Here is a 23,307-nt window from a genome sequence, read left to right as displayed (position 1 = left end):
GGGTGGGGACCCTGAGATTTCCCCAGGATTTCTCAGAGTTGAGTGGAATGGACTCAAGTTTGGATAAGTTGTAACCAGTGACTGTTGTAACTTGAGCTGGAAAGGCTGGAACTCGATGGACGTTCAGCGGTTGACGACGCTGGCCCGGGAAACCCTGTCGGTCGCGATCCGTCAGACCTCCGCGGCGGGCAACCCGACCGTGGAGCCCATTCACCTGCTCTCGGCGTTGCTCGCGCAGCCCGAGGGGACGACGATCGGTCTCCTCGAGGCCGCCGGTGCCGACGTGGACGCCGTACGCCGCAAGACCGCCGAGCAGCTGAGCCGGCTGCCGAAGGCGAGCGGTGGCAGCGTGCAGGCGCCGAGCCTGTCGCCGAAGACCAGCGACGTGCTGTCGCAGGCGGAGCAGCGGGCCCTCGGGCTCGGGGACGAGTACGTCTCCACCGAGCACCTGCTGATCGCGCTCGCGACCGTCGAGGGCAACGCGAAGTCGGCGCTCGGCGTGGGCGCCGACGCGTTGCTGCAGGCGTTCGACCAGATGCGTGGCAACCGCCGGATCACCTCCCCGGAGGCCGAGGGCACCACCAAGACGCTGGAGAAGTACGGCGTCGACCTGACCGAGCGGGCCAAGGACGGCAAGCTCGACCCGGTGATCGGACGTGACTCCGAGATCCGCCGCGTCGTGCAGGTCCTGTCCCGCCGGACCAAGAACAACCCGGTCCTGATCGGTGAGCCCGGCGTCGGCAAGACCGCCGTCGTCGAGGGACTGGCCCAGCGGATCGTGGCCGGCGACGTGCCCGAGTCGCTGCGTGGCCGGCGGCTGATCAGCCTCGACCTCGGTGCGATGGTCGCGGGCGCGAAGTACCGCGGTGAGTTCGAGGAGCGGCTGAAGGCCGTGCTGACCGAGATCAAGGAGTCCGACGGCCAGATCATCACGTTCATCGACGAGTTGCACACCGTCGTCGGCGCCGGTGCGACCGGTGAGGGCGCGATGGACGCGGGCAACATGCTGAAGCCGATGCTGGCCCGTGGCGAGCTGCGGATGATCGGCGCCACCACCCTGGACGAGTACCGGACCCGGATCGAGAAGGACCCGGCGCTGGAGCGCCGCTTCCAGCAGGTGTTCGTCGGTGAGCCTTCGGTTGAAGACTCGATCGCCATCCTGCGTGGTCTGAAGGAGCGGTACGAGGCGCACCACAAGGTCGCGATCTCCGACTCCGCCCTGTTCGCGGCGGCCACGCTGTCGCACCGCTACATCAGCGGCCGGCAGCTGCCGGACAAGGCGATCGACCTGGTCGACGAGGCCGCGTCCCGGCTGCGGATGGAGATCGACTCGTCCCCGGTCGAGATCGACTCGCTCCGCCGGACTGTGGACCGGCTGAAGATGGAAGAGCTTGCGCTCGCCCGGGAGGAGGACGCCTCCAGCCAGGAGCGGCTCGAGCGGCTGCGCGCTGACCTCGCCGACCGCGAGGAGGAGCTGCGTGCTCTGGAGTCGCGGTGGGAGAAGGAGAAGTCCGGCCTGAACCGGGTCGGCGAGATCAAGGAGCGGATCGACGAGCTGCGCGGCCAGGCCGAGCGGGCCCAGCGCGACGGCGACTTCGAGACCGCGTCGAAGATCCTGTACGGCGACATCCCCGAGCTGACCAAGGAGCTGGAAGAGGCCTCCGCCGAGCCCGAGGTGGCCGAAGGCCCGGAGTCGATGGTCAACGAGGAGGTCGGCCCGACCGAGATCGCCGAGGTGATCGCGATGTGGACTGGCATCCCGACCGGCCGGCTGCTCGAGGGCGAGACCGGCAAGCTGCTCCGGATGGAGGACGAGCTGGGTCACCGGCTGATCGGTCAGCGGGAGGCGGTGAAGGCTGTGAGTGACGCCGTCCGCCGGGCCCGTGCGGGCATCTCGGATCCGGACCGGCCGACCGGAAGCTTCCTGTTCCTCGGTCCGACCGGTGTCGGTAAGACCGAGCTGGCCAAGGCGCTCGCGGACTTCCTGTTCGACGACGAGCGGGCGATGGTCCGGATCGACATGTCGGAGTACGGCGAGAAGCACAGCGTCGCGCGGCTCGTCGGCGCCCCGCCCGGCTACGTCGGGTACGAAGAGGGTGGCCAGCTCACCGAGGCTGTCCGCCGCCGTCCGTACTCGGTGATCCTGCTCGACGAGGTGGAGAAGGCGCACCCCGAGGTGTTCGACATCCTGCTGCAGGTGCTGGACGACGGTCGCCTGACCGACGGCCAGGGCCGGACGGTCGACTTCCGCAACGTCATCCTGATCCTGACCAGCAACCTGGGTTCGGCCTACCTGGCCGACGTCCGGCTCGACGACAACGCCAAGCGGGACCAGGTGATGGCGGTCGTGCGGCAGTCGTTCAAGCCGGAGTTCATCAACCGGCTCGACGAGATCGTGCTGTTCGACGCGCTCGGCAGCGAGGAACTGACCCAGATCGTCGCCCTCCAGGTCGAGGCTCTGCAGCGCCGCCTGACGGATCGCCGGATCACCCTGGATGTCGACGAAGGTGCGATGGAGTGGCTCGCGATGACCGGCTACGACCCGGTCTACGGCGCCCGTCCGCTCCGCCGCCTCGTGCAGTCCGCGATCGGCGACGAACTGGCCCGAGGCATCCTCAACGGCAGTGTCCGCGACGGCGAGACCGTCAAGGTGACGCTGAACGAATCCAAGGACGCCTTGGAAGTAGCCCCCGCCTAGCAACCCCGACAGCCGGGCCGGTTGAAGAACCGGCCCGGCTGTTCTCGCATTGCTCCTTCCGTGAACTGCCTTGTAGACCGGCAGCAGACCCGAAAGGAATCGGCGAGAATGGGCGGGTGACACAACCACGCGCCGACTGGGTCAACACCACGCACGACTGGGCCGGATCGGTCGATCACGCTCATCTGCAGCGGATCCGCGACGACGCCGACAGCTATGCGCCGGGCGGCGTACTCCATCTCGTACTCGAAGTCATCGCCTACCCGGACGACGAGGCGGAGTCGGCCGGGCAGCGGGGGAGTTGTACGGTCACGCTCCACTCCGACGGCTCGATCTCGATCGCTGATGACGGGCGCGGCACCGACACTCGCGTCGACGAACACGGGAACGTCGTGAAGAAGCCGGTCATGGCCACCGAGGACCTCCGCTTCTTCCAGGACCCGGCCGCGCCACTGCTCCCCGATGGCCGGCCGCGCCGCGGTATGTCCGTGGTCGCGGCCCTCAGCGATCACCTCACCCACACCAACCGCCGCGGCAACGGTTCGTGGACCCAGCGCTACGAACACGGCATCCCGGTGACCGATCTCGAAGCCCTCGAGTCGAGCGACTCGACGGGTACGACTGTGCGCTTCCACCCCGACCCTGCGTACTTCGCGCCGACCAGGCTCGCCGCGGCCGACCTGACGCCGTACCTGACCTTCCGGCAGCTCGACATCACCGTCACGACGGGCTGATCGCAACGCCGGTTTTGCTCGATCTGCGAGGATCGTGGGCAGGGGGCAGCTGGAAGGAACACTTGACCGCATGACCGAGCAGCACGGCGACGACTCGACCGAGGACAGGCCCGGCCCGTACCGAGGCGTCTTCGGTTCCGCCGACGCTCCACAGTCTTCCGGCACGACGCCGTACGGCGACCGCCCGAGTGCGTACGGCGATAGTCCGGCAGCGTACGGCGGTATCTACGGAGCCGGCGCGGATGCGGATCAGGCGAACCCGCCGAAGCAGGTCACGATCGCCGCGGTCATCTCGCTCGGCCTCGGTGCGATGTGCCTACTGCTCGCCGCCATCGCGCTCACGTCCGCGGGCGAGCAGGTCTCCGAGGTCCTCACCGGCTCCAAGGACAACCAAGGTGTCGCGGTCGCGGCGGCGATGATCTGCGGCTTCGTGTACCTGCTGCCGGCGATCTACCTCCGCAAGCGCCGCCCATGGGCCCGCTACCTGCTCATCGGCGTCGCCGCGATGGGCATCGCCGGCGGTGTGCTGGCGATGCCCGGCAGCATCCTCGGCCTTGCCATCCACCTCACCCTACTGATCCTGATGCTCCAGCAACCCACCAAGCTCTGGTTCCACCACCGCTGACCGAAGAACCCACCCGTGGAAGAACTGGCGCCGTCCTGACCCAACATGCCCCCGACACCTGTGGACAGCGCCGGTAGGAGGGCGGCGGATTCCTGGACAATCCGTTGGATGCCGAGCTCGACCGCGCCACCGTTCAGCCTGTCCGCCTGGGTCGATGAATCCGTCGTCGTCGGACCTCCCGGTGGCTCCGGCACATACACCATGGCGGCTGTCGTTACCGACCATGGATGCTGCGACGAGCTGCGCCGTGAGTTGACGGAGTTGACCATCAAGCCGGGAGTTCGGCTGCATTGGGTGGGCGAGTCGGTGAAGCGGCGAGACCTGGTCGTCGAGGCGGTCGCGCGGATGGACATCGCCGCGATCCTCACGGTCGGTACGCCGATGGAGCGGTCCAGGCAGGAGCGCGCCCGCAGGTGCTGCCTCGAGCGGTTGCTGTCCGAGCTGGACCAGTTCGGGGTGTCGGAAGCTTGGCTGGAGTCCCGGGCTGCGGCGCAGGACAGACGTGACCTCCGGCTGGTCGACAGTGCGCGTCGCAAGCGCCTGATCTCGCCGGACCTGCAGGTGGGATTTGCCCGGCCGTCGGCCGAGCCGATGCTCTGGTTGCCCGATGCCGTCGCGGGTGCGATGTCGGCGGCTGTCCTCGGCGAGGAGAGGTGGCTGACGGCGATGGCCGCGGTGGTCACGGTCCATCAGGTCGTCATCCGCTGATCAGCGGGAACAGGCTCCGAAATGCGCGAAAGCTGGGGCCCGTCATTCCGGCGGGAATCCCAGCTTCACTTCTCACCTGGCAGCGCGAGGTGAGCTGCTCCTAGTCTCTCACAACCGACCTGCCGGTGTCTCGCACCGTGCACAACCCACCGGGTCAGAGCTTTTGGAGGCGGGTTAGGGCTTCTTGGAGGACTTCGGGTTGTTTGCAGAAGGCCCAGCGGACGAGGGGGCGGCCGAAGTCCTGGTTGTCGTAGAAGACTTGGTGGGGGATGGCTACGACGCCGGCGCGTTCGGGGAGTTGGCGGCAGAAGGTGATGCCGTCGGTGTGGCCGAGGGGGCGGATGTCGGTGGTGACGAAGTACGTGCCCTGCGGGCGGTGGACCTCGAAGCCGAGGTCGGCCAGGCCGTCGCAGAGGAGGTCGCGGCGGGACTGCAGGTCGGCGCGCAGGGCGTCGAAGTAGTCGTTGCCTAGGGCAAGCGCTTGCGCGACGGCGGGCTGGAAGGGCGCACCGGAGGTGAAGGTGAGGAACTGCTTGGCGGTCGTCACCGCCGTCACCACCGACGGCGATCCGGTGACCCAGCCGATCTTCCAGCCCGTGACCGCGAACGTCTTGCCGGCGCTGCTGATCGACACGGTCCGCTCGGCCATCCCGTCGTACGACGCCAGCGGCCGGTGCTCGAGTCCGTCGTACACGAGGTGTTCGTAGACCTCGTCGGTGATGACGACCAGGTCGTGCTGGACGGCGACCGCACTGATCCCGCGCAGTTCCTCGTCGGTGAGGACGGTGCCGGTCGGGTTGTGCGGGGAGTTGATCAGCAGGACCTTCGTGCGCGGGGTGACCGCGGCGCGCAGCTCGTCGAGATCGAGACGGTACGACGGGGCGCGCAGGGTGACCGGGACACGGCGGCCGCCGGCGAAGGCGATGCCAGCCGCGTACGAGTCGTAGTACGGCTCGAGCGCGATCACCTCGTCGCCGGGCTCGACGAACGCGAGCAGCGCGGCGGCGATCGCCTCGGTGGCGCCGGTGGTGACGAGGACCTGCGTGTCCGGGTCGTACGAGAGGTCGTAGAACCGCTTCTGGTGGTCGACGATCGCCTGCCGGAGCGCCGGGATACCGCGGGCCGGCGGGTACTGGTTGGCGCCGGCGCGGATCGCCGCGATCGCATCCTCGAGCAGCGAGTCGGGTCCGTCGCGGTCGGGGAACCCCTGACCGAGGTTGACCGAGCCGGTCGCCACCGCGAGGGCGGACATCTCGGCGAAGATCGTCGTACCGAGGCCGGTCAACCGCTCAGCGTGCGCGCGCATGCCGTCGACCCTAACCTTCGACCGACGTGACCATGTGGCCGAGCCACGTCCGGACGGTCGCGCGGTCGCCGGCGCTGAACGACGCCTCGAGTTCCGCCTCGACCTTGCGTACGGCGGGCGCCGCGTCGGCCAGCCGCTGTTCGCCGGCCGGGGTGAGGTGGACCTGCTGGGTACGACGGTCCGACGGGTTGGGGCGGCGCTCGACCAGGCCGGCTCGTTCCATGCCGGCGATCAGCTCGTTGGCGGACTGGCGCGCCGTACCGACCTCGCGGCCGACCTCGGCGACGGTGCGGCCCGGCTTCTCCCGGACCAGCAGCAGCGTGCCGTACTGCTGCACGGAGAGTCCGTGCTCGTCCAGGGCGAGGGCCAGCGCCGAGCGCATGCTCAGCCAGGCGTGCCGGACGAGGAAGGTGACGCAGCCGGTCGGGTCGCTGGGGTCCATGCATCACATTCTGCCGGGGTCCCTGGGCACGCCGGGACGAAAAAGGAGATTGACAGGTTCCTGTCAATCGAGGACGATGGAAACCTCGTCAGGGTCCTGTCAATTATAGGAGACTTCGTGTCCTCGATCGACCCCTCGCGGCAACGCCGCATTCTCGCCGTCCTGGTCGTGTCGGCCGTCCTGATCTGGATCGACTCGACCGTCCTCGGAATCGCCCTCGAACGCCTCGCCGACCCGGTCGACGGCCTCGGCGCCACCCCGGGCCAGCTGCAATGGGCCATCGGCATCTATTCGCTGCTCTTCGCCACCGCACTCTTCGCGGCCGGCGCGCTCGGTGACCGGTACGGCCACCGGACCGTGCTGATGGCCGGCCTGCTCATCTTCGGCGGCTCATCGGCCTGGGCCGCCTGGGCCGGCGGTCCGGTCGAGCTCATCCTGGCCCGCGCGACGATGGGTCTGGGCGGAGCACTGATCATGCCCACGTCGATGGCCATCATCGGCTGGACGTTCCCGCCGGAGCGCCGGGCCGGAGCGATCGCGGCCTGGTCGTCGTCGGCCGGCGTCGGTGTCGCCATCGGCCCGGTGCTGGGCGGCGTACTGATCGACCACTTCTGGTGGGGATCGGTCTTCACCATCAACCTGCCGATCGTCGCGTTCGGTCTGGTCGGCGCCGCGCTCGTCCTCCCGAACCCGAAGAGCCCGCGGCGGCGCAAGCTCGACCCGGTCGGCCTCGGCCTGTCCACCCTCGGTCTGCTCGGCGTCTCGTACGGGCTGATCGAGGGCGGTCACCAAGGCGGCTGGAACCGCTGGCAGGTCTGGTCGAGCATCGCCGTCGGCCTCGTCCTGCTGGCCGGCTTCCTGTACTCCGAATGGCGCGAGCACGAGCCGAGCTTCGACCCGCGCCTGTTCCGCAACCGCCGCTTCGCCGCGGGCAACTTCGCCCTCGCCGCGGTCTTCCTGACGATCACCGGGCAGAGCTTCTACCTGGCCTTCTATCTGCAAGGCGCGCGTGGCATGAGCGCCCTGTCGGCCGGACTGATGTCACTGCCCGGCGCGGCCGGAGTAGTGGTTGGTTCACCGCTCGGCGCGCGCCTGGCCGCTCGCTTCGGGGTGGCACGAGTGTCTGGCACGGCTGTACTCGCGCTGGCATTGTGCTTCGCGCTCAACCTCACGTACGACGTGCACACCTCGCTGATCTGGATCGGTGCCGTCGGTGCACTGGCCGGCCTGGCGATCGGTGTGACCGTCGCACCCACCACCGCGGCCGTGATGGCGACTCTGCCGATGGATCGCATCGGCGCCGGCTCGGCTGTCAGCAATGCGCTGCGTCAGGTCGGCAGCGTTCTCGGTGTCGCTGTCCTCGGCACGATCGTGTCGTCGACGTACCAGCATCGGATCGCACCGTCGCTGGCCGGCCTTCCCGACAACCTCCGGGAAGCCGCGGGGACGTCCGCCGAGGCAACCCGGCACGCCGCCGGCACCATCAGCCGGCCGGACCTGGTGCATGTCGCGAACAACACCTTCGTCCACGCGATGCACACCGCCGCAGCGGTTGCCTCCGGCATCGTCTTCGTGGGCGCAGTCGTACTCACACTGGCGTTCCGCGCGGCCCGCCGTACGCCGGAGGTCCCGGCCGAGCCCGAGCCCACCACCGTCGAGGTGTGAGCAGACCGCTGGGGACGAGTTGGGTGGCCTCTCATCCCCAGCGGCCGGTCAGCTCCAGGGTGACGGTGGCGGCGGAGGTACGACGGCGGGGCGGTCCTCGCACCACGTTGCTCCGGTCCAGCCGCCGTCGTTGCCGGCCAGCAGGCGTACGTCGAACTCCGGCGGCCCGTTGAAGTGGAACGTCCCGCAGTTGTTGACGAACGGCGCCCCGACGTTGCGCGCGTCGACATTCTCGAACGTCGCCCAGCCGCCGACCCGGGCGTTGACCACGTTGGTCCCGGTGCCGTCGACCTTGATGTTGCGCACAGCAACGTTCGTGATCGCGTAGTCGTCCTTGACCGGCCAGTCGACGACGAACATCATCGCGTTGTACGTCGAGTCGAGGAACGAGCTGTCGGTGATCTCGATCGTCCCGGACATCGTGGACTGCAACGCGTACAGCCAGATCGCGCCGAGCCCGATGTCCCAGTTCAGGTCGCGCGGACCACCGCGGACCGTGGTGTTGCGGGCGAACGTCAGCTTCCCCTCGAACGGCGTCGCGTTGAACCGCGAGCCCGCATGCAACGTGCTGCCCTCGCGGATCGGGTCGGCGACCAGGTTGTCGGTGACCGCGTTGTCGCGACCGCCGTAGATCGCGATGTCGTTCGCGAGTACCGGCGTCTGGACTGTGTTGTGGTCGTAGACGTTGTTGTGATTGACCAGGCCGTCCGGGTTGGACTCTGACCACATCGCCAGTCCGTCGTCGCCGCTGTTGCGGACGAAGTTATCTGTCGCCCGGACGTTCGAGACGCCGAGATGCAGGTTCATCCCGTCGGCGACCGCGTCCGTGACGATGTTGTTGCGGATCAGCAGCCCGTCCATCGGGCCGTCGAGCCAGATGCCGACCTTGGTGTGGTGCAGATAGAGGTTCTCGATCGTCGAGCCGCCGCCGATGGCGCCGCCGATCCCGTTGACCTGATCGGTGTCGATCCGTTCCCGTACGTCGCTCTCGATCGCGAAGTCGGCCAGGTGAACCCGGGTGCTCCCGCCGTCGGCGGCGTACTTGCCGTAGAAGCCGGGAGCGCTGTGCACGGACTTGTCCGGCGCGGGTTCGGCCAGCGGCAGGACCTTGCCCTTGATGATCGTCCACCAGTTGCCGGCGCCGCGGACCGTGACGTTGTCGACGAGGATGTGGCGGTTGACCTGGAACGTGCCCGGCGGGATGAAGACCGACCAGCCGATCCGCTTGGCGGCCGCGATGGTCCGATCGATGGCGGGTGCGGCGTCGTGCCGGCCAGTGGGATCGGCACCGAACAGCCGCACGTCGAGGGATCGCGTGGGTTGCTTCAACGGTGCGTTCACCAGTTCGAAGTCGGCGAGGTCGAGGACATACCACGCCGCGGGTGTGTTGCGAGGTACGGCGAACCGGACGCGATCGCCGGCGCGATACGTCCGATCCAGCAGGAGGCGCTGCTCGTCGTAGAAGTGGTTCGGCCGGAACGGTTTGCTGACCGGATCCGGCTCGGGCTTCCACCAGCCCGGGATCGGGTCGACGTTCGGGTCGTTGGAGAACGGATACATCCCGTAGAGCCAGGCGTACTGCGACGTCAGCGTCATCGTCCGCCTGTGCTTCCCGTTGACCGTCACGTCCAGCGGCGCCGTGATCCCACCACCGCCCGGTGCGTCCGGGATGCTGTAGCGAAGCGTCAGCGCGTTGGCCGGCCGGGTCAGCGTGAATTCGACGTACTGCGAAGGTTGCAGGCGTACGGCGGTCCGTCCGGACGCCTCGGCCGGCAATGTGTAGGCCTCCCGGCTCGGGCCGATCTTCTCGCCCGTGTAGTCAGCGTTCTCGGCCTCTTGCTCGAGGAACGCGACCTCCGCTCCGCGCCCGGAGACGAGCGCCGGATCCAGCCCGGCGCGGGTGATCCGCGGCGCCGGGCGAGTGGCGACCGCGGGAGTAGTGAGGACGGCACCCAGGAGTGCGGTGGTGAGCGCGACCGCGACGGCGCGCAGGTGTGATCGGGACATTGGCGGATCCCCTCCAGACGAACTGCCTGGAGGGTATGTAGTCGAGCACCCGTCTGCAAGATCTCGACAGAAGAAAGAAAATTCCTTTCAGGAGCGAGGGCTCGGCGGACGCATCATGAAGACGTCGACCGGGTCCTCGGACTCCATGACGAAACCGTGCCGCTCGTACAGCCGGCGGGCCGCGCTGCCCTGCAGGACGTTCAGGCCGACGGTCGCGCCCCGGGCGTCGGTTTGCTCCAGAAACGAGCGCAGGATCGCCGATCCCAGCCCTCGGCCCTGGCAGTGTGGTGCGAGGTAGAAGTGCTCGAGCCACTGCCTGTCGGCGCTGGGGCGGAGCGTGATGGAGCCCGCGAACTCGCCGTCGACCAGGATGATCGAGGTGTGCTGCTGGGAGAGCGAATCCCGCAACCGCTGCCGCACGCGGTGCTCGTCGTACCGCCCGAGGCGCTCCAGGTCCGGACGCATGACGACAGCGCGCAGGTCGGCGAGCGGCTCGATGTCGGTGGTAGCCACAGCGCGCAAGGCCCACTCCGAGGCCCGTGCCACCTGCGTGTCCATCGTCAACTCGCCGGCACCGCTTCGGCCGGCAGGTCGACCTGGGGCACGGGGCGGAGGGCCCGGAGCCAGAGTTCGGTCTGGGCGATGTGGGCGGAGGCGGCCGTCGCGGCGGCCGCCGGGTCGCGGGTGGCGATGGCGGCGAGGATGGCGCGGTGGCCGCGGTCGCTGGTCTGCTTGATGGCGTCGAAGTCCGCGCCGGGCTCGAAGATGCGGTAGTGACCACCGCGGCCCCGGATCACGCCGGTCAGGGCGGTGACGGTCGGGTTGCCGCCCGCCGTACAGATCGCGTTGTGGAACTCGGCGTCGAGGTGCTGGATCTCGGTCGCGTCGGTGGTCGACTCGAGGCGGTCGAGGATGTCACTCAGGCGCGCCTGCAGGTCCGGGTCCTGGCGGGCTGCGGCCGAGGCGGTGGCGTGCGCCTCCAGCACGCGGCGGACCTCGAGCAACTCGAGCACGCCTTCGAGTGGGATCAGCTCGACCGATAGCGAGAACCGGCTGATGATCTCGGCCGGATCCAGCGCCGAGACGTAGGTGCCCGAACCGTGCCGTGACTCGATCACGCCGAGCGCCGCCAGCGACCGGGCCGCCTCGCGCAACGAACTGCGCGACACCCCGAGGTGGTCGCACAGCTCGGGCTCCGGCGGGAACTTGGCCCCCGGTCCGAGCTCCCCGGACGCAATCATCTGGCGCAGGCCGGCCAATGCCTTGTCGGTGGCTGCCACTCGCTACCTCCCCGTCCCTGTCGATACACGTGCAGGGTAAGTCCTCAGACCAATCGCGGTCACATTGCCCTCTGTGCGAGCCGTGCCCCGCGAGGTGCCGACCGATTCATCAGATGTCAGGAGGTCAGTTCGCGGGCGACGACGAGCCCGAGCTGGAAGCGGGTGGTGACACCACGGTCGGCCATCACATGCGCGATCCACCGCCGCGTGGTCCGGAGGCTGATCCCGAGCTGGCGGGCGATCGCCTCGTCCTTCAGCCCGGCCGAGAGCAGTTGCAGGACCCGCTGCTCGGACTTGGCCGGCGGCTGGCCGCCGTTCAGGTGCTGGTCGAACGGGATGCTCCGCTCCCACATGCCGTCGAAATGCGTGACGAGCAGCGAGAGCAAGGAACTCGGATGGACCAGCACCGCGGTCTCCGCCGCGTCCGCTCCGGCGACCCCCAGCGGCAACAGCGCGAGGCGGCGGTCCACGATGACCAGCTTGGTCGGCACCACCGGCGAGAGCCGTGCTTGCTCGCCCGCATCCCGGAAGGCCGTCATCCTGGCGAGCTGGCCCGGCTCGGTCAGCGACTCGGTGGAGTAGATCGCTCGCCACCGCACGCCGCGGGCCAGGGCGTCCATCTCGTCAGGGTTGTCCCGTGCACCGACGTACGGCGGCTTGTCGAACACCACCACCTCGTGCTCGGCGCCGCTCATCAGTTGGACCGCCCGCTGACTGATGGCGGCCTGGCCGCTGATCAGCTCGACCACCTGCGAGGTGTGCTCGTAGCGCGTGCCCTGGTGGAAGTCCGCGAGCAGACTCTCCGCCGCCAGCCTGGCCCGCTCGAGCTCGTCCTGGCGGTGGGCGATCAGCGAGCCGACTGCGACGTCCGGCGGTGCCGGGAGGAATCTCGCCGGAACGCCGGGCCTCCTGCTCACCAGTCCGCATCGTTCGAGCCGCGCGATCGCCTGCCGGGCACGGGTCGCGCCGATCTCGGTTCCGGCCGTCAGCTCGGCCAATGTCGAGCCGGGAGCGGTCAGCAACCGCCGGTAGAGCTGCTCGTCCAGCGCGGCGACACCGACGGCGGAGAGCTTGCCCTCGTCACGTCGCTCCCTGGTGGACATCGTGGCGAGAGTACTCCGCGGAACCGGTCTCGGCGCAGCGAATATCTCGATGGCCGGTGAAGGACATTGGCTGCATCGTGCCGCCCGATCCCCTGGCCGCTCGCTGCGTGCCGTGAGCACACTGCATCCGCCATAGATCGATTTCCGTCCTGCCATCGGGAGTGCCCTCATGCATCCTGTACCGAGACGTGTCGTCCGGGGGGCGGTGGCGTTGGCGACGCCGCTGACCCTCGTCCTCGCGGCCACCCCAGCTTTCGCCACACCCTCGACGCCGACTTCTCCGACGCCCAGCACGCGGGTGATCGTCCAGTTCGCCGGCGCCCCGGCTCCGTCCGCTGGAACGCGGGCTCGGCAGCAGGCCGCGACCGTGCAGGCCGCACATGCGAGCTTCCGGCAGTCCGTCGCCACCGCCGGTATCCATGCCACTGTGACCCGCGAGTTCAGCCAGCTCCTCAACGCCGTGGCCGTCACCACGGACGAAGCCGGCGCCGCCCGGCTCCGCACGCTGCCCGGCGTGACCGCGGTGTACCCGGACCAGCAGCTGCACTCCACCAGTGACGCCGCACTGTCGCAGATCCAGGCGCCTCAGGTGTGGCAGACCAAGGATCGGAAGGGTACGCCGGTCACCGGCGCCGGGCAGACGATCGCGATCGTGGACACCGGGATCGACTACACCCACCCCGATCTCGGGGGCGGATTCGGCCATGGTCACAAGGTCGCCGCCGGGTACGACTTCGTCAACAACGACACCGATCCGATGGACGACAACGGTCACGGCACCCACGTCGCCGGGATCGTCGCCGGCCGCACTACTCAGGCTGACGGCCGGACCGGCGTCGCGCCGGACGCGACCCTCACCGCCTACAAGGTCCTGGGCGAGGACGGCCGCGGCTACGAGTCCGCGGTCATCGCCGGGTTCGAGGCCGCGGTGGCCGTCGACAACCCGTACCGCGCGGACGTGGTGAATCTGAGCCTGTCCGGCGACCCGGCCCCCGACGACCCGCTCGAGCAGGCCGCCGAGAACGCCGTCCACGACGGGGTCGTCGTGGTCGCTGCCGCAGGCAACGAAGGTCCCGGCGAAGGCACCGTCGGTTCGCCGGCGGAGGCGCCCGGCATCCTCGCGGTCGGCGCCAGCATCACCGGCATCGACGTACCGACCGTCACGGTCACCGCGCCGGTCCGGCGCGCACTCGACGTCCAGCGGGTGGGACTGTCGGCGAACCCGCCGGCCGGTGGTGAGGACCTGGAGGTCGTCGACGCGGTCAACGGCGCGCCGGGCGACTACGATTCCATCGACGCCGCCGGGAAGGCCGTCCTGGTCGCGTACAACAGCGAGACGCTCGGCGACATCCTCGCGACGGCCGAGCAGCACGGCGCGAAGGCGGTGCTGCTGCGAACGCCGAACTACTACAGGGGAGGCGCGGGTCACCTGCTGCTCCCGGCCTTCGCCACCGGTTCGTCGAACGATCCGGGCAAGGCTTCGATGGTCGCTGCCGTGATGAACGGGACCGATGCGTCGGATCTGGCGCAGTGGCTCACGCAAGGCCCGGTCCAGGTGCACATCGGTGGCACCGACGCGACCGACCAGATCGCCGGGTTCAGCTCCCACGGGCCTGCGTCGGGCAGCTTCGCGATCAAGCCGGATCTGGTCGCGCCCGGCGTCGAGATCCGGTCCACCTGGCCCGGCGGTCAGTACGCCGACGACAGCGGTACCAGCATGGCCGCGCCGCATGTCGCCGGTGCCGCCTCGCTGATCCGGCAGGCGCACCCCGACTGGACCGCCGAGCAGGTCGCCGCAGCCCTGACCGGGGGCGCCGACCGGCTCTCCGGGTACGACGCCGTCACCCAAGGATCGGGTCGCCTCGACGTGGCCGGTGCCGACCGGCTGGCTGTCCTGCCGAGCAAGCGGTCCCTGAGCCTGGGCGTCGCTGACCTCAGCAGCCACACACTGCGCTCCACGACCACGCTCACGCTGACCAACGTGTCGTCCACGACCAGGACGCTGCACTTCGACGCGAAGCCGGCCACTGGCACGCCGGCGAAGGTCTCTGTGACTCCGGGCTCCGCCCGACTCAGCCCGGGGACGAAGGTGACGATCCGGCTCACGGTGACCGGCCCGCGTCCGTCCGGTGGCGCGGACTGGAGCGGCTGGCTGCGTGCCTCGGTCAGTGGATCCCCGGAATTGTCCGTCCCCTGGCTGCTGGCCGTGCGTCCGCTCGACCTACACGCGAACCCCGACCCGACCGTCTCGGGTGCCTCGGTCTACATCCACTCGGAGGCCGGTCTGGCCGCGGCTCCGCGGGTGTCCGTGACTGCGCCCGGTTCCCATCACGCGATCACCGGTACGGCGACGTTCGACCACACCGGCTGGTGGCGGTACACCGTGCCTGCCGGGCCGGCCGGCGCTTACCAGGTGTCCGCGGTCGCCCGGACCCCTTCGGGCGCCTGGCTCGACGGACAGACGTCGTACGAAGAGCTGGGCACCGCGCACGGGTCCGGCCCGAACGGATGGCAGTCCGTCGGTCCGACCAGTCAGGGTGCGGACAAGATCGGCTACACCTCGAAGGCCGGGCGGATGTTCGCCCTGCCGTACCTGTCGCCGCGGCCCGGTGTGTTCCGGACCGACGACGCCGGCACCACCTGGCGTGAGCTGCGCAACGTCCCGATCGGTGGCGGCGTGAACCTGGGGATGGCGACCGACCCGACCCGGCCGGACACGGTGTACCTCGCGGTCGAGGGCGGGCCGGACCCGACGTACCAGGGGAAGATCCTGGTCAGCCACGACGCGGGCGAAACGTGGACCACACTGCCGTTCCCGGACGTCAGCCCGAGTGACCTGTCCATCGACCCGACCGGGCGGATCCTCATCGTGCCCGCGTTCGATAACAGCATCTACGTCAGCACCGACCGCGGTCAGACGTGGACGAACTACCCGAGCCCGGGCGAGCACCTGCAACACGTCAGCCTGATCGGCCACGACCTGTACTTCGGCGACGGCCTCAAGCTCTACGTCATCCGGAACGTCGACGGTACGCCGGAGCCGCGGCAGGAACTGTTCACCTCGCCCGAGGAGGACCAGTTCGTGGAGGAGGTCGTCGGTGACGCGAATCTCCTCGTGGCGCGCACCGCGCGGCGGCTCTACCTGTCCCGTGACCACGGTGCGACCTGGCAACCCGGACTGGCTGCGGCGGAGACCGACACGTTCGCCACGGTGCAGTTGGTCAACGGTGACCTGTACGCCGCGACCGATGGCCAGATCTTTGTCGACCGTGGCGAGGGGACGCAGTGGAGCACGGTGCCGGCTCCGGTCGGCAACGACATCTTCCGGATCTCCTCACCGCCGAACAGCAAGCGGCTGGTGGTTTCCGCGGTGGGCAGCGGTTTGTACGTCACCGACGATTCCGGTGCCACGTACCACCGCGTCGGCCTGACCAGCGCCGACGTTCATGCGCTGGCAGTGGGGCAGGACGCGTCCGGAAAGTCCACCCTCGTCGCCGGTACGACGTTCTCCACCTTCACGACCGGGTTGCCGGTGCAGCCTGCTCCCAGCCCGGCCGACCACGACTGGGGACTCAACGGCAGCGACATCCTGCTGGGGAACCGGATCACGGCGCTGGCCACCGACCCGTCCGATCCGCACCGGCTGTTCCGGGCCGTGTCGAAGGCGCAGGGCCGTCCGACGATCGAGGAGTCGACCGACGGCGGCAGGACCTGGACGGTCAAGATGAGTGTGCTGGCCAATGCCCGGGTCTACCAGATCGTCGTCGACCCGGCGAACCGCGACTACATCTATGCGGCGGTCAACGACGTCCTGAGCCCGGGCGTGGTGGTCAGCCGTGACGGTGGCAAGACCTGGCGGAAGAACAACCTGCCCATCCTCGTCACCGCGATCGCCGCCGATCCGCGCAACCCCGACCACCTCTGGCTCGGCGGACCGGACGGGTTGTACCGCTCGGACGATCAGGGCCAATCGGTCCAGCGGCTGTCCGCCGTACCGGTGTCGGTCCTGGCGCTCGACCCGCACAACCCCGACCACCTGGTCATCGGCGGGAGCGGCTTGTACGACAGCCGGGACGGTGGCCGGACCGTCAAGGCAGCCTCGACGTCCGGGTTCCGGCTGAACATCACCGCCCTGACGTACGGCGCCGACGGCCAGCTCTTCGCGGCCGACGGTGACGGCGCCGACGCGGGACTCCCGGTCGGCGGACGGGGTGTGCTGAACAGCCGCGACGGCGGGCGCAGCTGGCACAACATCTCCGACGGATTGCCCAACCTGGACGTGGCCAGCCTGATCACGTCACCGGACGGGCGGTGGCTGTACGCCGGGACCGCCGGCGGTGGCGTCTACCGCATCACGACCCATTGAGCACGACCTACTGAGTCGTCCGGCCGGTCCCGTGGCGCCGCGGGACCGGCCGGACATCTACGTCATATCCCTGAGGAACGCGGGCAGATCCCGGACCTGCCACTGCTTCGGCGCGATCCGCCGGTACGGTGTCCCGTCCGCCAACGGCTCGTCCGCGACCCACGCCGTCGTCATACCGCGTTCGTGGGGGAGGGTGAGGTTCACCTCGAGGTCGTCGATCATCGCCGCCCGCGCCGGGTCGATCGCGAAGCGGGTCAGGAACGCGTCGAGGCTCTCCGGGTACGGCTTCGGGATCAGGTCGCCGGCGAGGATGTCGAAGACACCGTCGAAGTGAGTCGTCAGCCCGAGTCGCCCGAGCGCCTGCTCGGCGTGGTAGACGGAGCCGTTCGTGTAGACGAAGCGCCGTCCCGGCAACGCCTCGAGCGCCGTGGCGAGGTCGGGATCCGGGGTCAGCACCGAATAGTCGATCCGGCGCTCGAAGCCGAGGAACTCGTGCGGGTCGATGTCGCGAGTGACCATGGCACCGCGCAGCGAGGTCCCGTACGGCGCAACCAGCTCGGCCTGGATCCGCCGGGCACCGGTCAGGTCGGTGCCGTAGAAGCCGGCGACGGCCGAGAGGATGCCGTGCGTGAGTTGCGCGGCCAGTGCGGAGCCGGCGGGATACAGCGTGTTGTCGAGGTCGAGGATCCAGGTGTCGACGTCAGGCCGCATCTGGCCAGGGTAGTGACACACTGGGGGCGTCACCGACGGGAGGATTTGAACGTGGCGACTGCGCTCATCACCGGGCCGGCGACCGGGATCGGCCGTGCGTTCGCGGACAAGCTGGCGCGGGAAGGCTACGACCTGGTGCTGGTGTCGCGGGACGAGGCGCGGCTGAAGGAGGTCGCGGCCGACATCGCCCGGCTCCACGGGGCCGCGTGCGAGGTGCTGGCCGCGGACCTGACCGATGCGGACGACCTGGCCCGGGTGGAGGAACGGTTCCGGACCGGACCGATCGAGGTGCTGGTGAACAACGCCGGCTTCGGGCAGAAGAAGCCCTTCTGGGCCAACCCGGTCGAGGTCGAGGAGAAGCAGCTCGACCTGCTGGTGCGCGTCGTACTGCGGCTCACGCATGCCGCCGTACTCCCGATGATCGAGCGCGGATCCGGTGCGGTGATCAACGTGTCGTCGGTGGCCGGGTTCTTTCAGCGCGGCAGCTACAGCGCGCACAAGTCGTGGGTGACGAACTTCTCCGCCGGGCTGGCGATCGAGCTGCGCTCCAAGGGTGTTGCCGTGATGGCGCTGTGCCCGGGGTTCGTCCACACCGAGTTCCACGAGCGGATGGGGATGGACAAGACGATCATCCCGTCGTTCATGTGGCTGGACGCGACCGATCTGGTCGACGCGGCCTGGAAGGACCTGATGCGCGGCAAGTCCGTCTCGATCCCCACCCGCCGCTACAAACTCATCGTGGCCGCCGGCCGCTACACCCCCCGCTCACTCATCGCCCGCTTCTCCACCGTGGGCCTCGACGGCCGCCGCCGCGCCTGACCCGCGAGGCGACCCAACGGACGACGGCCGGGTGGCGAAAAACGCCGACAGGTAAGGCCTTTGAGCCCTGGTGTGGACCCGTCATGATCTGTGATTCTTGTTTATTGGCCGCGCACTCGAGGGGCCGCTGGGGGGCGCGGCGAGTGCGGGCGAGGCCGGCAGGTCGAGGCGTGTAGTCCTCCGCTGCCGACCGGGGTGGAGGCATCATGAACATCGCCGACGCCGTGCGACGCTGGAGTCGCGGTAGGTCATCGGCGGTTCGCCGTGGCTGCACAGCAACAGTCGCGGTCGGGTTGATCGCTCCGGCGGCCTTGACGGTCGCCACCGGATCGGCAGTGGCGGTCACGGCCAACGTCGCGATCTCGGGGACCGTCGCATCGAATGGCACGACGACACTGAGCTACCGAGCCACGGCAACCCGAGCGGGAACCCTGCGGTACATCGTCGTCTCGATCCCGAAGGGTTCCGGTGGGCGGATCACGTCGGTGAACGGCTCGGTCCACACGATCTCGCCGGGCGTACTGCTGTGGCGACCGGCCAAGACTCTGGCCATTGCCGTCGGTGCCCACTTCTCGATTCCGTTCTACGGCGTGCTGCTGCCGAGTGGTGGACCGTGGACACTGAGTTTCAGGGCGACGAGTACCACGGGAAACGTGCTGTCCGCCGGCAGCGGAACATTCATCCGCCCGGCCAACGTCCGCATCACCGCGACCAGGCCGATCCCCGGTCAGAAGACAGCCCTCACCTATGCCGGCACTGTCGGCCGCGCGGGCGTCCTGTCCGCTGTCCGGATGAAGCTGCCGACCGGCGCGAGAGGAACGCTGACGAGTGTCAATGGGACGCTGGCGATCTCCAGCGGTTATGCGACCTGGAGGCCGCGCTCTCGGCTCAACCTCCGCAGCGGTGTACGACTGGCGATTCCGATCTACGGAGTCGTCCTGTCCAAGTACGGCGGCATCATGAGGCTGGGGATGACGGCCACCGCCTCGACCGGTGCCCAGTTGATGGCGGGTACGGGAAGCCTGGCGCTCATCGCACCACCTGCACCGATGCCCACGATCGCAGCCGGTTCGTTCCCCACACGACCGGCAGGCTGTCCGTCCGTCTGGCCGGCGACGACCGTGGAGAACGCGAAGGCGGGCACGGGTGCCTGGGTCATCCCGGTATCCCTGAACGGCCCCCTGGCGGCCTACCTGACCAAGGTCTCCGCGACGTGCGGCAGCACCGTCGATCTGAAGGTCACGTCCGGCCGACCGGTCAGCGTCGTGGCGTACCGGATGGGGTATTACCAGGGTCTTGGTGCGCGGGAGATCTGGCGTCGTAACGGCGTACCGACCGTTGTGCAGCCCGCACCGACCCTTGGTGGCACCGCCAACGGCCACCCGCTGCGGATGGCGTCCGCAGCCAACTGGACGAAGACGTTGACCATTCCGGTGACCGCGGCCTGGGTGCCTGGCACCTATCTCATCCGGGTCAGCGATGGCAGGTACGCGTCGTACGCGCCGCTGACGGTTCGCGACGACACGGGGAGGAAGCATGCTCTGCTCATCCAGCAGGCGACCACCACATGGGAGGCGTACAACTGGTACGGCGGCCGGAGCTTCTACAGCAGCGCCGCGACCGGCTCAGGGCGGCTGACGTTCGACCGCCCGTACGCCGAGGGCCAAGGGTCCGGCCAGTTCCTGGGGTTGGATCAGGGGCTCGTGTTCTGGGCGGAGTCGAGGGGATTCGACGTCACCTACTGGACCGACAACGACCTGGATCAGTTCGGTGGTCAACTGGCGGCACGGGCCGGGACGATCTTCCTGCCTGGGCACGACGAGTACTACTCGCTGCGGATGCGGGCTTCGCTCAGTCAGGCGATCAAGCGTGGTGTGAATGTGGGCAACTTCGGCGCCAACACGGCGTACCGCCGGATCACCTTCACGAGCAGCACTCTGCGGGCCTGGGACGTCGACCGGTACACCGCAGGCGGGAGCTCGACGCTCTGGCGTTACCTCGGTGATGCCTACGCGTCGCAGCCGCTGCTGGGTGCCGAGTACGGGTGCGGCGTCGCGGGCAACACCCTCGCCACCGGACGCAGTTGGCTGTTCCAGGGCGTCGCGGCCGGTACCGTCTTGCCGGGCTTCCTCGCGGGCGAGGTCGACTATGTCTGGCCGGGTTTGTACAAGCATCCAGGGCTGGGCATCGTCGCAAGTGGCCGCGCTACCTGCCGGGCGGACGGCAGGCCGGTGCCGATGCACGCCACGGCCTTCATCGCGCCGTCAGGTGCCCGGGTTTTCAACGGCTCGACCTTCACCTACAGCTGCTTCCTGCTCCGCCGTTGCCCGTCGAACCTGGGAATCCCCACGCCGTCGGTGGCATCGCGGCGGGCGGTGACGACCATGGTCACCAACATCACCAACTGGGTCGGCCGCGGGACGATCCGAACACCGGTAAGCACCGCGGCCGCCGCGGCGGCCGAGCTGCGGGCGGCCGTCCCCCAGCAGCAACTTGAAGTGGACCGTTGAGAGGTGGTCAGAGCTTCTCGGCGACCTCGGTCAGTACGGCGAGGGTCGCGGTGACGAGCGGGTGATCAGCACGGCCCGCGCGGACGGCGGCGTACACGCGTCGAGTGGGCGCCGGCTCGGGGAGCGGGCGGATGACCGCGAGGGCCGGAGGCGGCACGGCGAGACGCGGGACAAGCGACACTCCGCCGCCGGCTGCCACCAGCGCCGCGACTGCTTGGAAGTCGTCGGATTGATGGACGACGCGCGGCTGGAAACCGGCCTGCTCGCAGGCGAGGAGTACGACGTCCCGGATCGGATTGCCGGGTGCGGTCATCACCCAGTCGTCGTTCGCGAGCATGGACAGCTCGATCGTGTCGTGCCTGGTCGCGGGGTGTGCGGGTGGGAGTACGGCGACGAAGGGCTCGGCGTACAAGGGGATCCGGATCAGGCGCTGATCGTCGGGCCGGGGTGAGCCGCGGTGCTCGACGGCGATCGCGATGTCGGCCTCGCCGTCGAGCAGGTGGGTGATGCCCTGATGGCCTTCGGCGTCGCGGACGACGAGGTCGAGGCCGGGGGCGGTTTCGCGCAGCCGGGTGAGAGTGGGAGCGACGAGCAGGCTGATCGCGGTGGCGAATGCGGTGACGCGGACCTCGCCGGTGGTGCCGTTCGCGTGCAGGCGCATCGCCTCTTCGGCGCGTTCGACCTCGGTCAGGATCGTGTCGGTGTGGGCGAGGAGCAGGCGGCCGGCCGAGGTGATCGCGACCCGGCGGCCGCGGCGTTCGAGCAACTCCTGGCCGACCTCGGATTCCAGCGCGGCCAGTTGCTGCGAGACCGCCGAGGGCGTCAGATGCAGCACCTCGGCGGCCGCAGTCACGGTGCCGTGGTCAGCAAGCGCGCGCAACACCCGCAGGCGTCGTACCTCGATCACGGACCTCAGCTTCGCACAGCTCGTCGATGGACTCGCCCGCCACCAATGCCAGCTTGGGCAGCGTCTCGGCGACGGGTGCCGGCTCGGTGACGATCGCGGGTCGCTGCAGGAGCCGTCGTACGGCGGACAGTGGGTGACGGCGCGACTGTCTGTGCGGGACGACCGGTGCGTTCGGCATTGCGGAGTGGGTCTGCTCGTGGACCGATTTGATCACGGAGAAGGGGACGTACATCACTTTGATTCCTTTCGACCCTTCAACGGTAGAAACAACCGCTCTATACGTCCAATGGATTCTTTTCGCAGAGTTGATGCGTTTGGTGCATGATCTGACGTATGGAACTACGCCAGCTCCGGTCGTTCGTCGTCGTGGCCGAGGAGATGAACGTCGGCCGGGCTGCGGCCCGGCTGCACCTCACGCAGCCGTCGCTCAGCCGGCAGATCGCGACGCTCGAGCACGATCTCGGCGTGGAACTGTTCGCGCGGGTCCGCCGGCGCTTCGTGCTGACCGCGGCCGGCGCGACGTTCCTGGCCGAGGCACAGGATCTACTCCGGCGCTCCGACGAAGCGGTACGCGCGGCTCAGAGAACCCAGCGGGGTGAGCTCGGGACCTTGCGGCTGCGGTTCGTCCAGTCCGCGACCCACGAGGCACTGCCGCGGTTGCTGGGTGCGTTCCGCGACGCCTATCCGGAGGTGGTCCTGGATCTGGAGACCATGACGACTCTCCGCCAGACGGAGGCGCTGCGGGACGGCCGCATCGATGTCGGACTGCTCCGGCCGAACGCTCCGGCGCCCATCGAAGGAGGCAGGAAGCGCGGGTTCACAGCGGCGGGCGGCGCCGAGGACCACTCGCCGGGTGTCGGGACCGTCGTCGTAGAGCTCGGGCCGGGGTTGGCGTCGCGGGCGGTTTCGGCGGATCCGCTGGTGGCGGTGCTGCCGGCGCGGCACCGGCTGGCGGGGCGGAAGCGGATCCGGCTGGCCGAGCTCGCGGACGAGCCGTTCGTGTTCTACTCCCGGCCCAGCGGCCCCGCGGTGCACGACACGATCGTCGGGTTCTGCCGGGCGGCCGGGTTCGTGCCGCGGATCGAGCAGGAGGCGGCCGACGTACAGACGATCGTTTCGCTCGTCGCCGCCGGCCTCGGAGTCTCGCTGCTGATCAGCCCGACCCCGCTGAGTAACCCGGAAGCCGTCGTCTACCGCGAGTTGTCCGACGACCTACCGCGCTGGCAACTCTCCGTCGCCTGGTCGCCGGACAACCGCTCCCCGGTCCTCGCCCGCTTCCTCGACATCCTCTGACCGGCCCGCTTGCCCCGTGAGCTGGACGGTTGCCCCCTCAAATTCTGAGCGGGCAACCCTCCAACTGAGGGGATGCCCCCTGCGTTGGAGGGTTCGCCGCGCGGGGGTGTGCGGGTGGGGCGAGGGGTGTGGA

Annotated in this window: 18 protein-coding genes; 9 read left to right on the top strand and 9 right to left on the bottom strand. The window is 69.1% G+C overall.

Features of this window, described 5'->3' with window-relative positions; genetic code table 11:
- Positions 1-115 precede the first annotated feature (115 nt).
- From clpB to ACXC9Q_RS11170, 4 genes are all read left to right on the top strand, one after another.
- A complete protein-coding gene (clpB, locus tag ACXC9Q_RS11185; RefSeq protein WP_457056766.1) occupies positions 116-2,698 on the top strand; it encodes an ATP-dependent chaperone ClpB in 2,583 nt (860 codons plus the stop codon).
- Between the two features lie 116 nt (positions 2,699-2,814).
- Positions 2,815-3,432, top strand: a complete 618-nt coding sequence (locus ACXC9Q_RS11180; protein ID WP_457056402.1) for a hypothetical protein — start codon at positions 2,815-2,817, stop codon at positions 3,430-3,432.
- 70 nt (positions 3,433-3,502) lie between these two features.
- Positions 3,503-4,057 (top strand): hypothetical protein, encoded by a 555-nt coding sequence (locus ACXC9Q_RS11175; protein ID WP_457056401.1) that lies wholly within the window; start codon positions 3,503-3,505, stop codon positions 4,055-4,057.
- Positions 4,058-4,165: 108 nt separating this feature from the next.
- The gene (locus ACXC9Q_RS11170) at positions 4,166-4,765 is read left to right on the top strand and encodes a hypothetical protein (protein WP_457056400.1); all 600 of its coding nucleotides are present in this window, start codon (positions 4,166-4,168) and stop codon (positions 4,763-4,765) included.
- A gap of 154 nt (positions 4,766-4,919) precedes the next feature.
- Here the strand turns inward: ACXC9Q_RS11170 and ACXC9Q_RS11165 are convergent, their stop codons facing one another.
- Complete coding sequence (locus tag ACXC9Q_RS11165; RefSeq protein ID WP_457056399.1) at positions 4,920-6,071, bottom strand: pyridoxal phosphate-dependent aminotransferase; 1,152 nt, start codon at positions 6,069-6,071, stop codon at positions 4,920-4,922.
- 10 nt (positions 6,072-6,081) lie between these two features.
- Positions 6,082-6,513, bottom strand: a complete 432-nt coding sequence (locus ACXC9Q_RS11160) for a MarR family winged helix-turn-helix transcriptional regulator (protein ID WP_457056398.1) — start codon at positions 6,511-6,513, stop codon at positions 6,082-6,084.
- 117 nt (positions 6,514-6,630) lie between these two features.
- Between ACXC9Q_RS11160 and ACXC9Q_RS11155 the strand changes: the two genes are divergently transcribed.
- Complete coding sequence (locus ACXC9Q_RS11155) at positions 6,631-8,178, top strand: MFS transporter (protein WP_457056397.1); 1,548 nt, start codon at positions 6,631-6,633, stop codon at positions 8,176-8,178.
- 48 nt (positions 8,179-8,226) lie between these two features.
- Here the strand turns inward: ACXC9Q_RS11155 and ACXC9Q_RS11150 are convergent, their stop codons facing one another.
- The 4 genes from ACXC9Q_RS11150 to ACXC9Q_RS11135 all read right to left on the bottom strand — a co-directional run bounded on the left by ACXC9Q_RS11150 (position 8,227) and on the right by ACXC9Q_RS11135 (position 12,568).
- On the bottom strand, positions 8,227-10,185 hold the full coding sequence (locus ACXC9Q_RS11150; protein WP_457056396.1) for a glycosyl hydrolase family 28-related protein: 1,959 nt from the start codon (positions 10,183-10,185) through the stop codon (positions 8,227-8,229).
- A gap of 87 nt (positions 10,186-10,272) precedes the next feature.
- On the bottom strand, positions 10,273-10,743 hold the full coding sequence (locus ACXC9Q_RS11145) for a GNAT family N-acetyltransferase (RefSeq protein ID WP_457056395.1): 471 nt from the start codon (positions 10,741-10,743) through the stop codon (positions 10,273-10,275).
- Positions 10,744-10,745: 2 nt separating this feature from the next.
- Positions 10,746-11,465 carry a FadR/GntR family transcriptional regulator gene (locus ACXC9Q_RS11140; RefSeq protein ID WP_457056394.1) on the bottom strand — a complete coding sequence of 240 codons (720 nt, stop codon included), beginning with the start codon at positions 11,463-11,465 and terminating at the stop codon, positions 10,746-10,748.
- Between the two features lie 116 nt (positions 11,466-11,581).
- The gene (locus ACXC9Q_RS11135; protein ID WP_457056393.1) at positions 11,582-12,568 is read right to left on the bottom strand and encodes a helix-turn-helix domain-containing protein; all 987 of its coding nucleotides are present in this window, start codon (positions 12,566-12,568) and stop codon (positions 11,582-11,584) included.
- A gap of 169 nt (positions 12,569-12,737) precedes the next feature.
- On the opposite strand from ACXC9Q_RS11135, the gene ACXC9Q_RS11130 reads away from it, so the two are divergent.
- A complete protein-coding gene (locus ACXC9Q_RS11130) occupies positions 12,738-16,934 on the top strand; it encodes a S8 family serine peptidase (RefSeq protein ID WP_457056392.1) in 4,197 nt (1,398 codons plus the stop codon).
- Positions 16,935-16,991: 57 nt separating this feature from the next.
- Here ACXC9Q_RS11130 and ACXC9Q_RS11125 read toward each other — a convergent pair whose 3' ends face one another.
- Positions 16,992-17,645 carry a pyrimidine 5'-nucleotidase gene (locus tag ACXC9Q_RS11125; protein WP_457056391.1) on the bottom strand — a complete coding sequence of 218 codons (654 nt, stop codon included), beginning with the start codon at positions 17,643-17,645 and terminating at the stop codon, positions 16,992-16,994.
- Positions 17,646-17,696: 51 nt separating this feature from the next.
- Here ACXC9Q_RS11125 and ACXC9Q_RS11120 point away from each other — a divergent pair, with 51 nt between their 5' ends.
- Both ACXC9Q_RS11120 and ACXC9Q_RS11115 read left to right on the top strand, forming a co-directional pair.
- Complete coding sequence (locus ACXC9Q_RS11120; protein WP_457056390.1) at positions 17,697-18,464, top strand: SDR family NAD(P)-dependent oxidoreductase; 768 nt, start codon at positions 17,697-17,699, stop codon at positions 18,462-18,464.
- A 206-nt stretch (positions 18,465-18,670) separates the two neighbouring features.
- Positions 18,671-20,974, top strand: coding sequence for a N,N-dimethylformamidase beta subunit family domain-containing protein (locus ACXC9Q_RS11115; protein WP_457056389.1), 2,304 nt, complete (start codon positions 18,671-18,673; stop codon positions 20,972-20,974).
- A gap of 7 nt (positions 20,975-20,981) precedes the next feature.
- On the opposite strand, the gene ACXC9Q_RS11110 is transcribed toward ACXC9Q_RS11115, so the two are convergent.
- Positions 20,982-21,881 carry a LysR family transcriptional regulator gene (locus tag ACXC9Q_RS11110; RefSeq protein WP_457056388.1) on the bottom strand — a complete coding sequence of 300 codons (900 nt, stop codon included), beginning with the start codon at positions 21,879-21,881 and terminating at the stop codon, positions 20,982-20,984.
- Complete coding sequence (locus ACXC9Q_RS11105) at positions 21,838-22,116, bottom strand: hypothetical protein (protein ID WP_457056387.1); 279 nt, start codon at positions 22,114-22,116, stop codon at positions 21,838-21,840. The genes ACXC9Q_RS11110 and ACXC9Q_RS11105 overlap by 44 nt, the downstream gene beginning before the upstream one ends.
- A 98-nt stretch (positions 22,117-22,214) precedes the next feature.
- Here ACXC9Q_RS11105 and ACXC9Q_RS11100 point away from each other — a divergent pair, with 98 nt between their 5' ends.
- A complete protein-coding gene (locus ACXC9Q_RS11100; protein ID WP_457056386.1) occupies positions 22,215-23,174 on the top strand; it encodes a LysR substrate-binding domain-containing protein in 960 nt (319 codons plus the stop codon).
- Positions 23,175-23,307: the final 133 nt, after the last annotated feature.

Source organism: Kribbella sp. CWNU-51, assembly GCF_054073265.1.
Note: the sequence above shows the minus strand (reverse complement) of the source record. Positions and strands in the feature narration are given on the sequence as shown.

What these genes read in the sequence shown, in the direction of transcription:
- ACXC9Q_RS11160 (WP_457056398.1), bottom strand. Translation starts at nt 6,513, where the DNA reads ATGGACCCCAGCGACCCGACCGGCTGCGTCACCTTCCTCGTCCGGCAC.
- ACXC9Q_RS11115 (WP_457056389.1), top strand. Translation starts at nt 18,671, where the DNA reads ATGAACATCGCCGACGCCGTGCGACGCTGGAGTCGCGGTAGGTCATCG.
- ACXC9Q_RS11145 (WP_457056395.1), bottom strand. Translation starts at nt 10,743, where the DNA reads ATGGACACGCAGGTGGCACGGGCCTCGGAGTGGGCCTTGCGCGCTGTG.
- ACXC9Q_RS11150 (WP_457056396.1), bottom strand. Translation starts at nt 10,185, where the DNA reads ATGTCCCGATCACACCTGCGCGCCGTCGCGGTCGCGCTCACCACCGCA.
- ACXC9Q_RS11125 (WP_457056391.1), bottom strand. Translation starts at nt 17,645, where the DNA reads ATGCGGCCTGACGTCGACACCTGGATCCTCGACCTCGACAACACGCTG.
- ACXC9Q_RS11130 (WP_457056392.1), top strand. Translation starts at nt 12,738, where the DNA reads ATGCATCCTGTACCGAGACGTGTCGTCCGGGGGGCGGTGGCGTTGGCG.
- ACXC9Q_RS11175 (WP_457056401.1), top strand. Translation starts at nt 3,503, where the DNA reads ATGACCGAGCAGCACGGCGACGACTCGACCGAGGACAGGCCCGGCCCG.
- ACXC9Q_RS11100 (WP_457056386.1), top strand. Translation starts at nt 22,215, where the DNA reads ATGGAACTACGCCAGCTCCGGTCGTTCGTCGTCGTGGCCGAGGAGATG.
- ACXC9Q_RS11165 (WP_457056399.1), bottom strand. Translation starts at nt 6,071, where the DNA reads ATGCGCGCGCACGCTGAGCGGTTGACCGGCCTCGGTACGACGATCTTC.
- clpB (WP_457056766.1), top strand. Translation starts at nt 116, where the DNA reads ATGGACGTTCAGCGGTTGACGACGCTGGCCCGGGAAACCCTGTCGGTC.
- ACXC9Q_RS11170 (WP_457056400.1), top strand. Translation starts at nt 4,166, where the DNA reads ATGCCGAGCTCGACCGCGCCACCGTTCAGCCTGTCCGCCTGGGTCGAT.
- ACXC9Q_RS11135 (WP_457056393.1), bottom strand. Translation starts at nt 12,568, where the DNA reads ATGTCCACCAGGGAGCGACGTGACGAGGGCAAGCTCTCCGCCGTCGGT.